Raw genomic sequence first — 15608 nt, forward strand, 5'->3', positions numbered from 1 at the left:
GCGCGCACCTCGATGATCTTCCGGTGAGCTGTTCGTCAGCCCTGCACCAGACCCGGGCCACCGTCAGCCACTACAACCGGCGCGGCGACCCCCTCCCAGCCCCCCTCCGCCCCTGGGACAACCCGAGCAGAACCGATCACAACCTCAAGATCTGAGGCTGTAGTACTCGCCTACTCGCCGCCGAAGCGCTCCTTGTACGTCTCCAGGTCCTCGTCCGTGAGCTTGGCGAACAGGACCGGCGGGACCGTGAAGGGGGTGCCGGCCGGGACCGAGGAGAGGGACTTCGCCTCGTCCGCCGAGACCCATACGGCCGAGTCGTCCTTCAGGTCGAACGCCGCGCGCATCGTGGCCGCCGAGCTCGGGATGAGGGGCTCCGAGACCACCGCGTACAGGTGGATCAGGTTCATCGCCGTGCGCAGGGTGAGGGCCGCGCCGTCCTTGTCGGTCTTGATCTCCAGCCAGGGGGCCTTCTCCTCCAGGTAGGAGTTGCCGGCCGACCACAGGGCGCGCAGCGCGGCCGCGGCCTTGCGGAACTGGAGGGCCTCCATGTGCTCCTCGTACTCCGCGAGGAGACGCGCGATCTCCTCGCCGAGCTTCGCCTCCGCCTCGCCCGGCTCGCCGCCCGCGGGGACGTCGTCGCCGAAGCGCTTGCGGGAGAAGGACAGGACGCGGTTGACGAAGTTGCCGAGGGTGTCGGCGAGGTCCTTGTTGACCGTGGCGGTGAAGTGCTCCCACGTGAAGGACGAGTCGTCGGACTCCGGGGCGTTGGCGATGAGGAAGTAGCGCCAGTAGTCGGCCGGGAGGATCTCCAGGGCCTGGTCGGTGAAGACGCCCCGCTTCTGCGACGTGGAGAACTTTCCGCCGTAGTACGTCAGCCAGTTGAAGGCCTTGACGAAGTCGACCTTCTTCCACGGCTCGCGCACGCCCAGCTCGGTGGCCGGGAACATCACCGTGTGGAACGGGACGTTGTCCTTCGCCATGAACTGCGTGTAGCGGACGTCGGTGTCGACGTCGTACCACCACGACTTCCAGTCGCGGTTCTCCGGGTCCTGGTCGGACCACTCCTTCGTCGCGCCGAGGTACTCGATCGGGGCGTCGAACCAGACGTAGAAGACCTTGCCCTCGGCGGCCAGCTCCGGCCAGGTGTCGGCCGGGACCGGGACGCCCCAGTCCAGGTCACGGGTGATCGCGCGGTCGTGCAGGCCCTCGGTCAGCCACTTGTGGGCGATGGAGGACGCCAGCTGCGGCCAGTCGTTGTCGTGCCGGGCGACCCACTCCATGACCTCGTGCTGCAGCTTCGACTGGAGCAGGAAGAGGTGCTTGGTCTCGCGGACCTCCAGGTCGGTGGAGCCGGAGATCGCCGAGCGCGGGTTGATCAGGTCGGTGGGGTCGAGCACCCGGGTGCAGTTCTCGCACTGGTCGCCGCGGGCCTTGTCGTAGCCGCAGTGGGGGCAGGTGCCCTCGACGTAGCGGTCCGGGAGGAAGCGGCCGTCGGCGGGCGAGTAGACCTGGCGGATCGCGCGCTCTTCGATGAAGCCGTTCTCGTTCAGCTTGCGGGCGAAGTGCTGCGTGATGTCGCGGTTCTCGGCGCTGGAGCTGCGGCCGAAGTAGTCGAAGGCCAGCGCGAAGCCGTCGTAGACCGCCTTCTGGGCATCGTGCGCCTGGGCGCAGAACTCGGCGACCGACAGGCCCGCCTCGTTCGCGGCCAGCTCGGCGGGGGTGCCGTGCTCGTCCGTCGCGCAGATGTAGAGGACGTCGTGGCCGCGCTGGCGGAGGTACCGGGAGTACACGTCCGCCGGGAGCATGGACCCCACCATGTTGCCCAGGTGCTTGATCCCGTTGATGTACGGAAGGGCGCTGGTGATGAGGTGTCGAGCCATCGGGGGCTGCTCCCAGGTCGCGGTCGCTGTGTGTACGAACCTTGAAATCGTAGCCGACATGTGTATGCCGCCCGCCTCCCGTTTTACGGGGTGAGAAGCGGGCGGCATCGGTGTGCCTGCGGAGGATTACGGAGGGCTACGCCGGGTTACGGGCGCCAGTTCGCCAGGATGCCGTCGTAGAGCTCGATGTCCGTGAGCTCGCGCGGGGTCGGGCCCGCGTGGAAGAACGACGTGTTCTCGGTCTTCAGTTTGCGGAGGTAGTCGAAGGCCTTGTTGTCGTGCTCGCCGAAGGCGACGAACGAGAAGTGGACGGAGGGGTGGTTCTTCGCGGCGTCCGTGAGGGACTGGGTGGCCGGGGTCTTGGCGTCGGGGGCGCCGTCCGTCTGGAAGACGACGAAGGCCGGGGCCTTGGCGTCGTGCTCCTTCGTGTGGTGGGTGAGTACGGCTTCGACGGCGGCGTGGTAGCTGGTACGGCCCATGCGGCCGAGGCCGGCGTGGACCTCGTCGATCTTGTTCTCGTGGGCGGTGACGGTGAGGTCGGTGGTGCCGTCGACCTCGGTGGAGAAGAAGACGACGTGGACCGTGGCCTCGGGGTCGAGGTGGGTGGCGAGGGCGAGGGTCTGCTCGGCGAGGGCCTGGGCGGAGCCGTCCTTGTAGTACGGGCGCATGGAGGCGGAGCGGTCGAGGACCAGGTAGACGTTGGCCCGGGCGCCGGTGAGGGTGTGGTTCTCAAGGGCGGTTCGAGCGGCGTTGTGGGCGGTGGTGAGGGTCGGCGCGAGGACGGTGCCCTCGGCTTCGGCGGCCGTCGGCTCGGCTTCGCCTTCGACTGATGCCGCTTCGGCCTCGGCCTCGGCCTCGGCCTCGGCTTCGGCGACCTTCGGCTCGGCTTCGCCATCGCCCGAAGCGTTCCCACCCGCACCACCCGTGCGGGTCTCGTCGTCGAGTGCGGGTGGCCCCTGTGGGGCGTCCTCGCCATCGGCGGCCGCGGGCTCGTCCGCCTCGGCGGTCACCACGGCCTCCGGCGTGACCTCCGCCGGCTCCGCCACTGCTTCGACCTCAGCCGCCTGCTCAGGCTCCGCCTGAACCACCGCTTCGGCCTCGACCTCGGGCTCAGCCTCGGCCACCACGACAGGCTGGGGCTCCGGCTCGGCAACGGGCTCCGGCACGACCTCCGCCACCGGCGTCGGCTCGGCCTCGGCGACGACGGGCTCCGGCTCGGCCTCCGCGACGGTCTCCGCCTCCGGCTCGGCGACGGGTTCGGCCTCTGCCACCGGTTCGGGCTCGGCCACCACGACGACGGGCTCCGGCTTGGCCTCAGCCTCCGGCTCGGCCACCGGCTCCGCCTCGGCGACCGGCTCCGGGTCGGCCTCCGCGACGGTCTCCGGCTCAGCCGCCGGCTCCGTCTCGGCCACCGCGACCGGCTCCGCATCGGCCTCGGCTTCCGCCTCAGCCACGGGCTCCGTCTCGGCCACCGGCTCTGCCTCGGTGACCGGCTCTGCCTCGGCCTCAGCCACAGGCTCCGTCTCAGCCGCCGGCTCCGCCTCCGCCTCAGCGACAGGCTCCGCCTCCGCGACGGTCTCCGCCTCGGCCACAGGCTCGGCCTCGGCGTCAGCCACCGGCCCCGCCTCAGCCGCCGGCTCCGTGAGTGCGTCCCCCGGCTCCGTCGGCCTTGGGACCGTTACGTTGTTGAAAGCCGCCGAGACCAGTTCGTGCTCGTTGGACGTGGCGGAGCGGGGCTCGGGGACCGACGGGGTCGACCGGGTCGACCGGGTCGTCGGGGTGTCGTTTCCCTGCGAAGGAACTTGCTCCGCACCCTCTGCTTCGGCGGTCCGCTGCTTGCGTGACCGGCCGAATGCGTTCCGCAGGAGAGTGAGAATGCCCATGTGCGCAACCCTTCGCGTGAGTTGATGCCCGTAGATCCCTGGCCAGGACGGACACGTAAGGTTAGCGGCCCCAGGTAGCGATCTTGGGGAGGGTCCCGTACCGCGGTACGTGCCGCTCCGCTCTCGGGGGTTCACTCACCGTTCATTCGGCGGCTGTGCGCCCGCACATACGTCCCCCTACCGTCACGGTCACACCAAGTGCACGCAAGGGGAGAGTAAAGTGCGCAAGCTGCTGCCGCTCATCGGAACTCCGTCCAACTCGCATCCGGGCGGCCGCTCCGCCATGACCTGTCGTTTCCGGTGTGGTGACGCCTGCTTCCACGAGGTTCCCAACACCAGCTCCAACGAGTACGTCGGCGACGTCATCGCCGGCGCCCTCAGCCGCCGGGCCGCCCTGCGCACCGCCGCCGTGGTCACCGTGGCCGCCGCGGCCGGCGGCGTGAGCGTCGCCGGTGCCCGACCGGCCGCCGCCGCGGCTGCCGAGGGCCTCGCCTCGACCTCTTCGACGTTCGGTGGTCGTGGTGCCCGCGGGCTGCGGTTCGAACCCGTCGCGCCGAACACCACCGACGCCGTCGTCGTCCCCGAGGGCTACCGGCAGAACGTCGTCGTCCGCTGGGGCGAGCCCATCCTGCCCGGCGCGCCCGCCTTCGACCCGGAGAACCAGACCGCCGCCGCCCAGGCCGGTCAGTTCGGTTACAACAACGACTTCCTGGCGCTGCTCCCGCTGCCCGGCGAGCGCCACCGCCAGCTGCTCGTGGCCAACCACGAGTACACCGACGAGGTGCTGATGTTCCGGGGCTACGACCCCGCGAACCCCACCCGTCAGCAGGTCGAGGTCGCCTGGGCCGCCCACGGGCTGGGTGCCGTCGTGGTGGAGGAGGACCGCAAGACCGGTGCGCTGACCGCCGTGAAGCGGCACCACCTCAACCGGCGCGTCACCGCCACCACCGAGTTCCGGGTCACCGGCCCCGCCGCCGGGTCCGCGCTGCTGAAGACCTCCGCCGACCCGACCGGCACCAAGGTCCTCGGCACCCTCAACAACTGCTCCGGCGGCACCACCCCGTGGGGCACCACGCTGCACGGCGAGGAGAACTTCAACCAGTACTTCGCCTACGGCAGCAGCGCCACGGACAAGCGGTACGGCATCGGCACCGGGGCCACCGAGCGCAAGTGGGAGCGTTTCGACAAGCGCTTCGACCTGGCGCAGGAGCCCAACGAGGTGCACCGGTTCGGGTACGTCGTCGAGTTCGACCCGTACGACCCGACCTCCACGCCGCGCAAGCACACCGCTCTCGGCCGGTTCAAGCACGAGGCCGCCACGGTCCGGCTCACCGAGGACGGCCGTCCGGTCGTGTACTCCGGCGACGACGAGCGGTTCGACTACTTCTACAAATTCGTCGGCAGCAAGCGGATGCGCCACGGCAGCAGCCGCTCCGTGCGCGAGCACAACCTCTCGCTGCTCGACGAGGGCACGCTGTACGTCGCCAAGCTGACCGGTGACTCGCCGGCCGGCGAGATCGACGGCACCGGCAAGCTGCCCGCCGACGGCGAGTTCGACGGCGGCGGCACCTGGATCCCGCTGGCCACCGCCACCGCCGACGGCGCCGTCTCGCACGTGGACGGGATGAGCGCGGAGGAGGTCTTCGTGTTCACGCGCCTGGCCGGCGACAAGGTGGGCGCCACGAAGATGGACCGGCCCGAGGACATCCAGCCCTCGCCGCGCACCGGCAAGGTGTACGTCGTCCTCACCAACAACAGCAACCGCGGCAAGGCCGGGTTCGCGGCCGCCGACGAGGCCAACCCGCGCAACAGCAACAAGCACGGGCACATCCTGGAGCTCACCGAGCACTGCAACCGGGCCGACGCGAAGAGCTTCGGGTGGTCCCTGTTCCTGGTCGCCGGTGACCCGACCGACCCCGCCACCTACTTCGCCGGCTTCCCCAAGGACCGGGTCAGCCCGATCTCCTGCCCGGACAACGTGGCCTTCGACCCGCACGGCAACCTGTGGATCTCCACGGACGGCAACCAGCTCGGCTCGCACGACGGCCTGTTCGGTGTCGCCACGCGCGGCGACCGGCGCGGTGAGCTCAAGCAGTTCCTGACCGTGCCGACCGGCGCCGAGACCTGCGGCCCGATCGTCCAGGAGCGCCGCGTCCTCGTCGCGGTCCAGCACCCGGGCGAGATCGACGGCGCCTCGGTGGAGAAGCCGGCGAGCACCTGGCCGGACGGCCCGGGGAAGATCGTCCGCCCGGCCGTCGTCGCCGTGTGGCGCGCGGACGGCGAGGACATCGGGGCCTGAGGCCCCCGCGCGTCAGCGCGGTGACGCGATCGCCCTGGCCGCCGCCACCTCCTGGCGCAGCGGTTCCAGGACGCTGTCCGCCGGACCGGTCAGGTCCGTGCGGACGGCGACGAGCGTCTCCGCCTGACGCACCCCCTCGGACAACTCCCGCAGCTGCCGGGAGACTTGGGTGATCTCCGCCGAGGACGGCGGCTCGGCTCCGTGTTTCACACGGACGCGGGCCGCCGTCGTCGCGTCGACGATGCGTTCCACGGCGACGACCAGCGGCCACCAGGCCGCGGCCCGCTGGCCGGTGGGCGGCGGCTCGGTCAGCGCGCGCTGGAACTCCGTACGGACGACGGAGAGGTCGCGGTACAGACGGCGGCGCATCCGGGCGCGGGCGGCGGGATCCGCGGCGCTCCCGAAGGCGCACTCGACGTAGCGCGCGGTGTCCGCCACCGCGTCCGCGAGGCGGTCGCCGACGCGGGTGTGCCAGCTCTCCGGCCACAGCAGATAGCCCGCGATCAGCGCGATCGCGCAGCCCATGAGCGAGTCGACCAGGCGCGGCAGCAGGAGCCCGGTGCCCTGGTGGTTCAGGATGTCCGACAGCAGCAGGATCACCGGGGTGATCGCCGCCGTCTGGTAGCCGTAGCCGCGCGGGGTGAACGCCGGGATCAGGGGCGCGAGGATCATCATCGTCGGTACGTCCCACCAGCCCCGCGGTACCTCCGCGAGCACCGCCGCCGCGACCACGAGCCCGGCGACCGTGCCCAGCGAGCGCAGCAGCGCCCGGGAGAAGACCGAGCCGAAGTCGGGCTTGAGGACGAAGGTGATGGTCAGGGCGACCCAGTAGGAGCGCGGGACCGGGATGATCGAGACCAGCACCTGGGCGAGGCCGATGCACAGGGCCAGCCGCAGGCCGTAGCGCCAGGAGTTGGCGGAGAGCGTGACGTTGCGGGCGGCCCGGGCGGTGCGGATGCTCAGGGAGGCCGGGCTGCCCAGGCGGTCGTCGATGCCGCGCGGGTCGACGTCGGGGACGGCCACCACGTCGGCGGCGTGCCGCAGGGCGTGGTCGACGGCCCGGCCGGTCTCGGTGGTGGGGGCCGGCAGGGCGAGCCCTATGGGGCCGGTGTAGCCGGTGCCGACGGCGCGGGCGAGGTTCCGTACGGCCTCGGGAACCTCGGGTGCCAGTGGCTGTCCGGCGAGGTGGACCGCCGGTGCCGCCTCCACGACCGGGGTGATCGCGTTCAACTGGGCGAGCAGCCGGGTCAGTTCGGGGCTGCGGCCGTGGTGCCGGGCGCGGTGGGCCAGGATGAGGTCGTAGGACTGGTTCAGGGACTGGGTGACGTCGTAGCGGACCTCGTCGTACCGGCCCGGGTCCCCGCAGGCGGCGAGCAGGTCGGCCACCGTGCGGTAGGCGGTCGCGACCGAGGCCCGCTCCGGCACCCCGGACCGCAGCGGCCAGGCGAGCAGCGCGAGCAGCAGGACGAGCAGGGCGCCGCCGCAGGTCAGCGCCGGGGCCAGCCACCAGGGGCCGGGGAGCGGAAGTCCCGCGCCGATCACCGCGTCGAGCAGCAGCACCAGGCCCGATACGGAGGCCACCGCGCCGATCGTCGAGATCATCCCGGAGACCAGCGCGACGGCGGTGACGACGGCGACGGTGACCCAGCCGTGGCCGTAGAAGAGGGCGCCGAGGGTGATGCCGACGGCGCCGAAGAGCTGGGGGACCGCGATGTTGAGGAGCCGCATGCGGTAGGCGTCGGCGGTGTCGCTGATGACGCCGGACAGCGCGCCCATGGAGGCGAGGGCGCCGTAGGCGGGCCGTCCCGCCGCGAGTCCGACGGCCAGGGGCAGTGCCATGGAGATCGAGGCGCGGGCCATGGCGGGCCAGTTGAGCGGGGCCCGTTGGGGTCGCAGGTTCCGCACCAGCCAGTCGGGAGGGGTCAGGCCGATGGGGAACTCGCGGGACATGCGCCCATTATGACCGGGGCGGTCGCCTTGCTTCGGGTCATCTCCGCTGGTGGAGCGTGAGGTCGACGAGCAGCGCGCGATGGTCGGTCGAGGCCAGGCGCAGGAACCGGGCGTCGCCCGCGGAGAAGTCCCGGGAGACCAGGACGTGGTCGATCTGGGCGCCGATGACCCCGGCGGTGCGGGCGGGCCAGCTGGGGGTGCGGTCGTGCCCGGCGAGGCGGGCGGCGTCGTGCAGTCCGGTGTCGAGGATGCGGCGGAAGGCCGCGTGGTCCTGGGAGGCGTTGAAGTCGCCGGCCAGGACGGTCGGGGTCCGCCGGTCGGCGGCGCCGAAGTCGCGCAGCCTGCCCAGCTCCCGGCGCCAGAGGCCGACCTGTCCGGGCAGCGGGGGCATGGGGTGGGCGAGCTGCAGGCGCACGTTGTGGCCGCGTACGTCGGCCACGGCACCGGGCATGCCCATGGTGCCGGGGACGCCGTCGGTGCCGCGCAGGGGGTAGCGGCTGAGCAGCATCGAGCCCGCCGAGCCGCCCGCGACGACCTCGCGCCGGTGCGGGTAGGTGTCGCCGAAGTCCCGCTGCAGCGTGGCCTGGCAGGTGTACTCGCACTCCTCGACGAACACCACGTCCGGCTTCCACCGGCGGATCTCGGGGACCAGGGAGCCGGTCCCGTGCCCGAACTCGACGTTCGAGGTCAGTACGCGCAGTTCGGCGAGGGGCGTGCCGTCGGGCTCGGTGCTGTCGCCGTACGGCTCGATGAACCAGGCCAGCAGGGCGAGGGCCACAACCCCCCACACCAGCCCGGTCCACCAGCGTGCGAGCAGCGAGAACAGCAGGGCCGCGCCGGTGGGGACCAGCAGCCACGGCAGGAAGGCGAGCAGCTGCGGTACGGGGGTGATCCCGTCGGTGCCGGCGGTCCGGCAGCCGACGACCACGCTCACGCCGGCGAGCAGCAGTGCGGCGCACCAGGCGGCGAGTGGGCGTCCGGCCCCCCGGCGGCTACCGTCCCCCGGTTCCCCGCTCGGCCCGGACGGCCTCGTCCCCGTACCCCGGACGGGCTGGTAGGTCACGTGCACGAGCGTACAGAACCGGGATGTACCGGGTCAGCCACGCGCTCAGCGCCACCACCAGGCCGACCCCCACCAGCAGCCAGGAGACCGTGCGCAGATCGGCCGTGAGGGCGTCGTAGACGGCGCCGGCGGCCGGGTGCGGGACGTCGGCGGGGAGGTCGGCGAGGGTGAGGCTGCGGCCGACCGCCAGGGCGGCGGCGAGCAGGGCGCCGCCCAGGGCGGTGCCGAGGGCGGTCGCGGTGACGGCGCGGCGGCGGCGGACGGCGAGGGCGATCCCGGTGACGGCGAAGACGACGGCCGCGACGGGGAGCCAGAAGCCGGCGACTTCGAGCACGTGGAAACCCTTCCGGAGGGGGGCCAGTTCGCCCGCCGGGAGCAGGGCGACCGCGGTGTGCTCGACCGGGATGCGGGCGGCGAGCGGCACGTGGTCCCGCGTGAGTTGGCGTTTGACCTGGGCGGTGACGGGAGCGAGGTCGACGGTCACGGCGCTCTCGGCGCCGTCGCGTTCGTCGCGCAGGGCGCGCATCAGTGCGTCGTGGGCCGCCCGGTTGCCCTCGTCCCAGGCCAGCCGGAAGGCCCGGGTCTGGGTGAAGGACCGCACCGCGTCGCGCACGAAGGGGACGACACTGCCCCGTATCGGGCGGACGTCGTGGACCTTGTGGTCGACCTCGCGCATGATGCCGGCCCCGAGGGCGTCCGCGACGGCGTCCCGCACGTCGGGGTCGCCGGCCAGCGGCGCCATCGTCGTGACGTAGCGGCCGGTGTCGGCGAGCCCGTACGCCGCCCAGGCCGCCAGTGCGCCGAACGGCACGAGGAGGCAGGAGAGGGCGAGCAGCGCCGCCGACAGGGCGCTCCTGAGGCGTGGGGGCACTCTTCCAGGCAAGGCTCTGGGGGTGCGAGGGGCGAGCGGTACGACTCCGTCCGGGTGCAAATGTCAAGCCGAACGGGTGGTACCCGGGGCTCTCCCCCTGCGGAACTGGAGCTTCCGCTCTCCGGTGGAGCGTTCACCCGAACGGGTGTTTCCTGGTGCTGGGGTGATTCCTGGTGCTGGGGAGAAGGAGATTCATCATGCGCACCACTGTGGCCCTGCGGACCCTGGCCGCGGCCCTTCTCACCGGCGGCACCCTCGCCGCCGCCGTACCGGCGGCGGTCGCCGGCGCGCACGCCGACGTCGCGGCGCCCGTCGGTCCGGTCCCGGCCGTCGTCGTCTCCCACGACCCGGCCCCGGTGCGGGCCGCGCCCACCGGGTACTCCGCGCTCGTCGACCGGGTCTGGCCGGGGACCCATGTGAGCGTGGCGTGCGAGACCGAGGGACAGACCGTCCACGGCAGCAGGATCTGGTTCCAGCTGTCCGGCGGCCGCGGCTGGGTGAGCGCCCACTACGTCGACGCCGGCCACCAGTGGGTGCCGGCCTGCGGTGACACGACCTACTCGGTCACCTCGACGCCGCCGAGCACGAGCGGATGACTCGGCGGCCGGTGAGGGGAACAGGGGAGCGTGTGGGCCCCGGCCGTGATGCCGGGGCCCACACGCACGCTCCGGATCAGCGGATGCGGTGCCCCGTCCCGTCCTCATGCGTGTAGTAGTGGTAGAACGCCACGATGCCCACGGGGATGGCGAACGCCAGGGCCAGGACCGTGGACGCCAGCACGGAGTGGCCGCGGCCGCTCAGGCTGAACAGGAAGCCGATCGTGATGCCCGTGAAGGAGGCCCACAGCACCGCGTGCAGTTCGCGCGGCAGCCGCGGGGCCAGCGCCTGCGCTCCGAGGTACAGGGCGATGAAGACGATCGTGGTCACGAAGCCGAACAGCACGTTCATGCCGGTGATCGGCCCGCCGTAGCGGACGTTGGCGGCGGCCCAGTACCCGTAGACGAGGCCGAGCGCCACCGGCACCGCCCACCGTGCGATCGCGTGGGTCCGCTCGCTGAACAAACGAGGGGGACCGCCGTACCGGGTCACCGCACCGGTCGCGGGAGCCGCATGAGCCATGAGAGCACTCCTCTCGCCTCGCCCCCGCCTTCCAGAGCACACCTGGGGGGACGCCCTGGCAAGTCGGCGGACGAGATCGGTTCGGGAGCCGTTCGGGTGCCCGGATGCGGCCCCCGCCATGCCGTGTTTGGCTGAGGTGCGTGATCGATGACGCACTGCTGCGGCGGCAGGCTCTGCTGCGGATCCGGGGGCACAGTGTCGCGTGGGTCGCGCCGCTGCTGCTGCTCGTGCTGATCGCGGTCATCGACTTCAACACCAGCGAAAAGTTCCGGATCATCTCCTGGATCGTGCTGGTGCCCGGTATCGCCGCCGCGATCTGCGGGGTGTGGACCACGGCCCTGTTCGCGGTCGTCTCGGTCGTCTCCTACATCGTCATGGACAGCACCTGGCCCAGCGAGTACCAGGCGGGCCTGCCCGACTTCATCCTCGTCGCCCTCGGCGGCGTCCTGGCCACGCTGGCCTGCGCGATCCGGGTGCGCGGCGAGGAGCGCATGCTGCACATGCGGGACATCGCCGAGACCACCCGCCGTACCGTGCTGCGCCCGCTGCCGCCGCGCTGGGCCGGTCTGGAGCACGCGGCCGTGTACCTCTCCGCGGACACCGAGGCCCGCGTCGGCGGCGACTTCTACGACATCCAGTCGAGCCCGCACGGCACCCGGGTGCTCGTCGGCGACGTGCAGGGCAAGGGCCTGGGCGCGGTGGAGGCCGCGGCCGCGCTGCTCGGCACCTTCCGGGAGGCCGGGTACCACGAGCCGGACCTCGCGACCGTCGCCGCCCGCCTGGAGATCCGCATGCTGCGCCACCGCCGGCACACCACCGCGCTCGGCCGGGACGACGGCGACCGGTTCGCCACCGCCGTCCTGATCGGCATCCCGGGGGACGGCTCCGACACGGTCGACATCGTCAACTTCGGCCACGAACCCCCGCTCGCGGTCGGCCCCGACGGCGTACGCCCCCTGCCGCCCGGCGGCGGCCTCCCCCTCGGCATGGGCGACCTGGCCGAGGACAGCGCGCCGCCGCCCCTGACCCGGTTCCCGCTCGCCCGTGCCGAGACCCTGCTGATGACCACGGACGGCGTGACGGAGGCCCGGGACGGCAACGGGGTGTACTACGCCCTCGACGACGAGGTCGCCCGCGCCGTCGCCGCCGATCCGCGCGCCGCCGTGCCGCGCCGGCTGGTCCGCCTCGTCCGCGACGGCGTCCTGCGGCACAGCGGCGGTCATCTCGGCGACGACACAACGATCTTCGCGATCCGGCGGCTCGAAGAGGGCGCGGAAGAAGGCGGTTTGGGTTCCTGACGCCCACCTTTGCAGCCGCAGCGGTTACGGTGCTGCTCTGACCGATCAACGGGATCGACGACAGCGCAACCGACCCCAGGGGGACCGATGCCCGGAACCGTGCTGCTGCTCGCGGCCTCGCCCATGGGCCGGGGGCGCCTGGTGGACGCGGCTTCGGTGCTTCCCGTCCTCGCGGCCGTCGCGCCCGCCGTGCTGTCCGGCACGGACACCGCCAACGTGGTCGAACTCGCCGACCCCCTGGAGCCGCAGGCCGTCCTCACCCGGCTGCGCGCCGCCGCGGCCGCCCCCGGCCCGCTGACCGTCTTCGTCACCGGCCAGCTCCAGCTCGACCGCCGCCAGCACCTGCCGCACCTGGCCCTGGCCCGCACCACGCCGGCCTCCGTCCGCTACACGGGCTTCCCCTGGCACTGGTTCCGCGAGGAGCTGCGGCTGCGTCCCAGCGGCGCGACGACCCTCGTCGTCGACCTGCACGCGGACCCCGAGACCTGGGAGCAGCTGCGGTCCCAGCCGCTCGACTCCGGCCGCGGGAACGCCGTTCACGGTCGCATCGCCCCACCGCCGTCCCGCCGCGGCGTCGCCCAGCCGTCGTACATGAAGGCGGTGGCGACGCTGCTGCGCAGCGGGCACCGGCCGCCGCTGGAGCAACTGCACCAGCAGGTGCTCGCCCGGCTCGGTGCACAGGCGGCGACGAACATCCTGCTGACCGCGCAGGCACCGCAGAGCGGCGACCCGCACGCCGTGATCGCCGCCGCCGTCAAGGCCGGGCGGCACACGGAGGCCGACGCGCTGGCCGCGCAGTGGGAGCGGACCGCCGTACGGGCGCACGGGCCGGGCTCCGAGGACGCCCTGCACTGGGCCGAAGTCCGCGCGGATCTCGCGATGTTCGCGGGCGACCCGGTGCGCAGCTGCCGTACCTGGCTGACGGTCGCCACCGCCCGGCTGGCCGCCGGGCAGGCGCCTCACGCGCCCGCCGTGGAGTCGGCCGTGGACCGCGCGCACCACCAGTGGGGGCGCATCGACGACACAGCGCGGGCCCGTGAACTCGGGCCCGCGCTGGCGGAGTTGAGGCTCAGGGTGCCGGGGCGGAAGCAGGGTGCGCTGGACCATGTCCAGCAGCACCTGCGACAGCTCCAGACCCAGGGCTGAGCGAGCGGGGCCCGAGCGGCCCCGGCGGCCTCAGCCGGTGAAGGTGAAGTACTTCCACCCGCCGTGCGTCGTGGAGTTCACGGAGTCACCGGAGTTGCCCTTGAGGTACGTGGCCCGCACCCGGAAACGCCAGCCGGTGTCGTGGGTGCCGCCCAGTTCCACCCTGGAGACGCCGTCGGAGCCGAGCGGGAAGTACTGCGAGCCGCCGTCGTACCAGGTGCCCTGGTAGTAGACCTGGAACTCCAGGCGCTGCGCGCGGTTCGGGTAGTACGTCATCGTGGTCGTGAACAGCGGGTTCTTCGCCTTGTGGAAGAAGTAGTACGTGTGGCCCCACGTGCTCCGCGTCTTGTACTGCCGGCTGACCGACGTGGACACCTTCACCTGGGTGCCGACCGTGCTGGACGCCGACCGCGGCTGGTAGCGGGCGTCGCCCGCGAACTTCGCGGTGACCTTGGTGTTGCGCCTCAGGTCGACGGTGACGGACAGGTTGCCGTCGGCGTTGACCCGGCCGGACTTCACCAGCTTGTTGGGCTTGTCCGGGCCCGCCGGGTCGGCCCAGATCTCCACCGTGCGGTTCTTGTAGGTGCTCCCCAGGTGGGCCGTGAACTTCACGTCCTTGCCGTAGGAGTACACCTTGCCGTTGTTGTTGACCGACAGCCCCGGCCTGGCGCGGGAGACGTCGACGGTGTCGCTCGCGGAGCCCGCGGCGTGGGCGGCGTCACCGGCGTAGTTCACCGTGTACTTGACCTTGCCGCCGGCCGGCGGGGTGTCCGTGAAGGAGTACGTGCCGTCGGCCCGGACGGTCACCGCGGGCAGGGACTTGCCGCGCGGGGAGTCCAGGTCGGTCCGCGTGACCGTGAGCTTCATCCCGGCCGCGAGCGCGACCCTGGAGGTGACCTTGCCCTTGACGGTGAGCTTCTTGGCGCGCGGGGCCGTGGACGGGGCGTTCACCGTGACGGTGGTGACCGCCTTGGTGGGGCCGGCGAGGACGCGCAGGGAGTAAGCGCCGTCGCTGTTGTACGACACCGCGAACAGGCGCGAGGCGTCCGGCGCCCAGGCCAGGGCGGAGTCGGCGAGCCGGTCGGTGGTCCGGAAGTCGTACTCCCGCACGGAGGTGTGGGCGCCCGGCTTGAAGACGTAGATGTCCGGCTCGTACGGGCCGTCGATGCCCGCCGCGACCGAGCCGTCCGGGGCGATGTCCACCGCGTTGGCGTAGGCGTCGGAGGGGTACTCCCCGTCCGGTGCCAGGTCGGAGGTGCGGTAGGCGGTGTGGTGGGTCGGCCCCGGGCTGGCCAGGACGACGTCCTTGCCGTCGGGGGTGAGCGTCAGGTCCTTCATGCCGCCGCCGTCCGCGTCCCGCAGTGCGGTGCGGGTGGGCGTGCCCGAGGAGACGTCGTAGGCGGCCAGGTGCTGCGGGGTCCGGCCCGGCTGACCCGCGACGAGGGTGTTCCCGGAGGCGTCCACCATCGGGGCGGCGGTCCAGGCCTCGTCGGGGAAGAAGGACGCCGGCTGCCCCGGGGCGGCCAGGTCGATCGAGCCGATGCCGCCCTGGTCCGCGCCGGGCGCGTAGCCGAACCACAGCTTGCCGCCCGCCTCGGCCAGGTACTTCGGGCTGTACGGCAGGTCGATGTGCCCGACCTCGGTCGCGGAGGCCGTGGCGATGCTGACGACCGCCGGGGGGCCGCCCGCGGAGACGGCCGCGTAGACGGTGTCGGAGTCGGCCGACAGTTCGAGGTCGGTGACCCCCTTCAGCGAGGTCAGCTGCTTGACGACCTGGCCGGCGTAGTCGGTGACGACGATCTTGCCGTTGTCCGGGTCGCTGATGAAGACCCGCTGGTGCTCGCCGTCCACCACGACGTCGCCGACCGACTTGACCGGCAGGGCGGTGGTGGTGTCGGCGAACGCCGGAGTGGCGGTGAGGGCCGCCGAGCTGATGAGGACCGCCAGGGTGGTGGCAGCCGTGAGAGTGCGCTTACGCACGCTGATTCGAACCCCCCGGATCGAATGTAGGCATGGGGTGCCACGGGCACGGCTGTTGTGTGTGTCCCCTGTGTGCCGTGTGTGGCGGGTGAGTGAAGTCGGTGAAGACGATGCAGACT

Annotated in this window: 11 protein-coding genes; 4 read left to right on the forward strand and 7 right to left on the reverse strand. The window is 72.3% G+C overall.

What is annotated here, in order from left to right; all coding sequences use genetic code 11:
* Positions 1–170: 170 nt before the first annotated feature.
* Positions 171–1880: a methionine--tRNA ligase gene (gene metG / locus IPZ69_RS27915; protein WP_235457328.1), complete on the reverse strand. Its 1710-nt coding sequence runs from the start codon at positions 1878–1880 to the stop codon at positions 171–173.
* A 146-nt stretch (positions 1881–2026) separates the two neighbouring features.
* Positions 2027–3763: a VWA domain-containing protein gene (locus IPZ69_RS27920; RefSeq protein ID WP_235457329.1), complete on the reverse strand. Its 1737-nt coding sequence runs from the start codon at positions 3761–3763 to the stop codon at positions 2027–2029.
* 220 nt (positions 3764–3983) lie between these two features.
* On the opposite strand from IPZ69_RS27920, the gene IPZ69_RS27925 reads away from it, so the two are divergent.
* Entirely contained in the window at positions 3984–6062 is a 2079-nt protein-coding gene (locus IPZ69_RS27925; RefSeq protein WP_235457330.1) for a PhoX family protein, read from the forward strand.
* A gap of 12 nt (positions 6063–6074) precedes the next feature.
* Here the strand turns inward: IPZ69_RS27925 and IPZ69_RS27930 are convergent, their stop codons facing one another.
* From IPZ69_RS27930 to IPZ69_RS27940, 3 genes are read right to left on the reverse strand one after another with little or no spacing between them, the layout of a single operon-like run.
* The gene (locus IPZ69_RS27930) at positions 6075–8012 is read right to left on the reverse strand and encodes an FUSC family protein (protein ID WP_235457331.1); all 1938 of its coding nucleotides are present in this window, start codon (positions 8010–8012) and stop codon (positions 6075–6077) included.
* Positions 8013–8049: 37 nt separating this feature from the next.
* Complete coding sequence (locus tag IPZ69_RS27935; RefSeq protein WP_235457332.1) at positions 8050–9075, reverse strand: endonuclease/exonuclease/phosphatase family protein; 1026 nt, start codon at positions 9073–9075, stop codon at positions 8050–8052.
* Positions 9005–9946 (reverse strand): hypothetical protein, encoded by a 942-nt coding sequence (locus IPZ69_RS27940; RefSeq protein ID WP_235457333.1) that lies wholly within the window; start codon positions 9944–9946, stop codon positions 9005–9007. The genes IPZ69_RS27935 and IPZ69_RS27940 overlap by 71 nt, the downstream gene beginning before the upstream one ends.
* Positions 9947–10143: 197 nt before the next feature.
* Between IPZ69_RS27940 and IPZ69_RS27945 the strand changes: the two genes are divergently transcribed.
* A complete protein-coding gene (locus IPZ69_RS27945; protein WP_235457334.1) occupies positions 10144–10542 on the forward strand; it encodes an SH3 domain-containing protein in 399 nt (132 codons plus the stop codon).
* A gap of 76 nt (positions 10543–10618) precedes the next feature.
* Here IPZ69_RS27945 and IPZ69_RS27950 read toward each other — a convergent pair whose 3' ends face one another.
* The gene (locus IPZ69_RS27950; protein ID WP_235457335.1) at positions 10619–11065 is read right to left on the reverse strand and encodes a hypothetical protein; all 447 of its coding nucleotides are present in this window, start codon (positions 11063–11065) and stop codon (positions 10619–10621) included.
* Between the two features lie 104 nt (positions 11066–11169).
* On the opposite strand from IPZ69_RS27950, the gene IPZ69_RS27955 reads away from it, so the two are divergent.
* Positions 11170–12363 carry a PP2C family protein-serine/threonine phosphatase gene (locus tag IPZ69_RS27955; RefSeq protein ID WP_374294052.1) on the forward strand — a complete coding sequence of 398 codons (1194 nt, stop codon included), beginning with the start codon at positions 11170–11172 and terminating at the stop codon, positions 12361–12363.
* 87 nt (positions 12364–12450) lie between these two features.
* A complete protein-coding gene (locus IPZ69_RS27960; protein ID WP_235457339.1) occupies positions 12451–13509 on the forward strand; it encodes a hypothetical protein in 1059 nt (352 codons plus the stop codon).
* A 30-nt stretch (positions 13510–13539) separates the two neighbouring features.
* Here the strand turns inward: IPZ69_RS27960 and IPZ69_RS27965 are convergent, their stop codons facing one another.
* Positions 13540–15489: a YncE family protein gene (locus IPZ69_RS27965; RefSeq protein WP_235457340.1), complete on the reverse strand. Its 1950-nt coding sequence runs from the start codon at positions 15487–15489 to the stop codon at positions 13540–13542.
* Positions 15490–15608: the final 119 nt, after the last annotated feature.

The sequence above is a fragment of the Streptomyces olivochromogenes genome (genome assembly GCF_021538895.1).
GTDB lineage: Bacteria > Actinomycetota > Actinomycetes > Streptomycetales > Streptomycetaceae > Streptomyces > Streptomyces olivochromogenes_A.

Bases quoted from the DNA above. Each gene is read 5' to 3' on its own strand.
- IPZ69_RS27930 (WP_235457331.1), bottom strand. From the start codon at position 8,012: ATGTCCCGCGAGTTCCCCATCGGCCTGACCCCTCCCGACTGGCTGGTG.
- IPZ69_RS27945 (WP_235457334.1), top strand. From the start codon at position 10,144: ATGCGCACCACTGTGGCCCTGCGGACCCTGGCCGCGGCCCTTCTCACC.
- IPZ69_RS27955 (WP_374294052.1), top strand. From the start codon at position 11,170: ATGCGGCCCCCGCCATGCCGTGTTTGGCTGAGGTGCGTGATCGATGAC.
- metG (WP_235457328.1), bottom strand. From the start codon at position 1,880: ATGGCTCGACACCTCATCACCAGCGCCCTTCCGTACATCAACGGGATC.
- IPZ69_RS27920 (WP_235457329.1), bottom strand. From the start codon at position 3,763: ATGGGCATTCTCACTCTCCTGCGGAACGCATTCGGCCGGTCACGCAAG.
- IPZ69_RS27950 (WP_235457335.1), bottom strand. From the start codon at position 11,065: ATGGCTCATGCGGCTCCCGCGACCGGTGCGGTGACCCGGTACGGCGGT.
- IPZ69_RS27960 (WP_235457339.1), top strand. From the start codon at position 12,451: ATGCCCGGAACCGTGCTGCTGCTCGCGGCCTCGCCCATGGGCCGGGGG.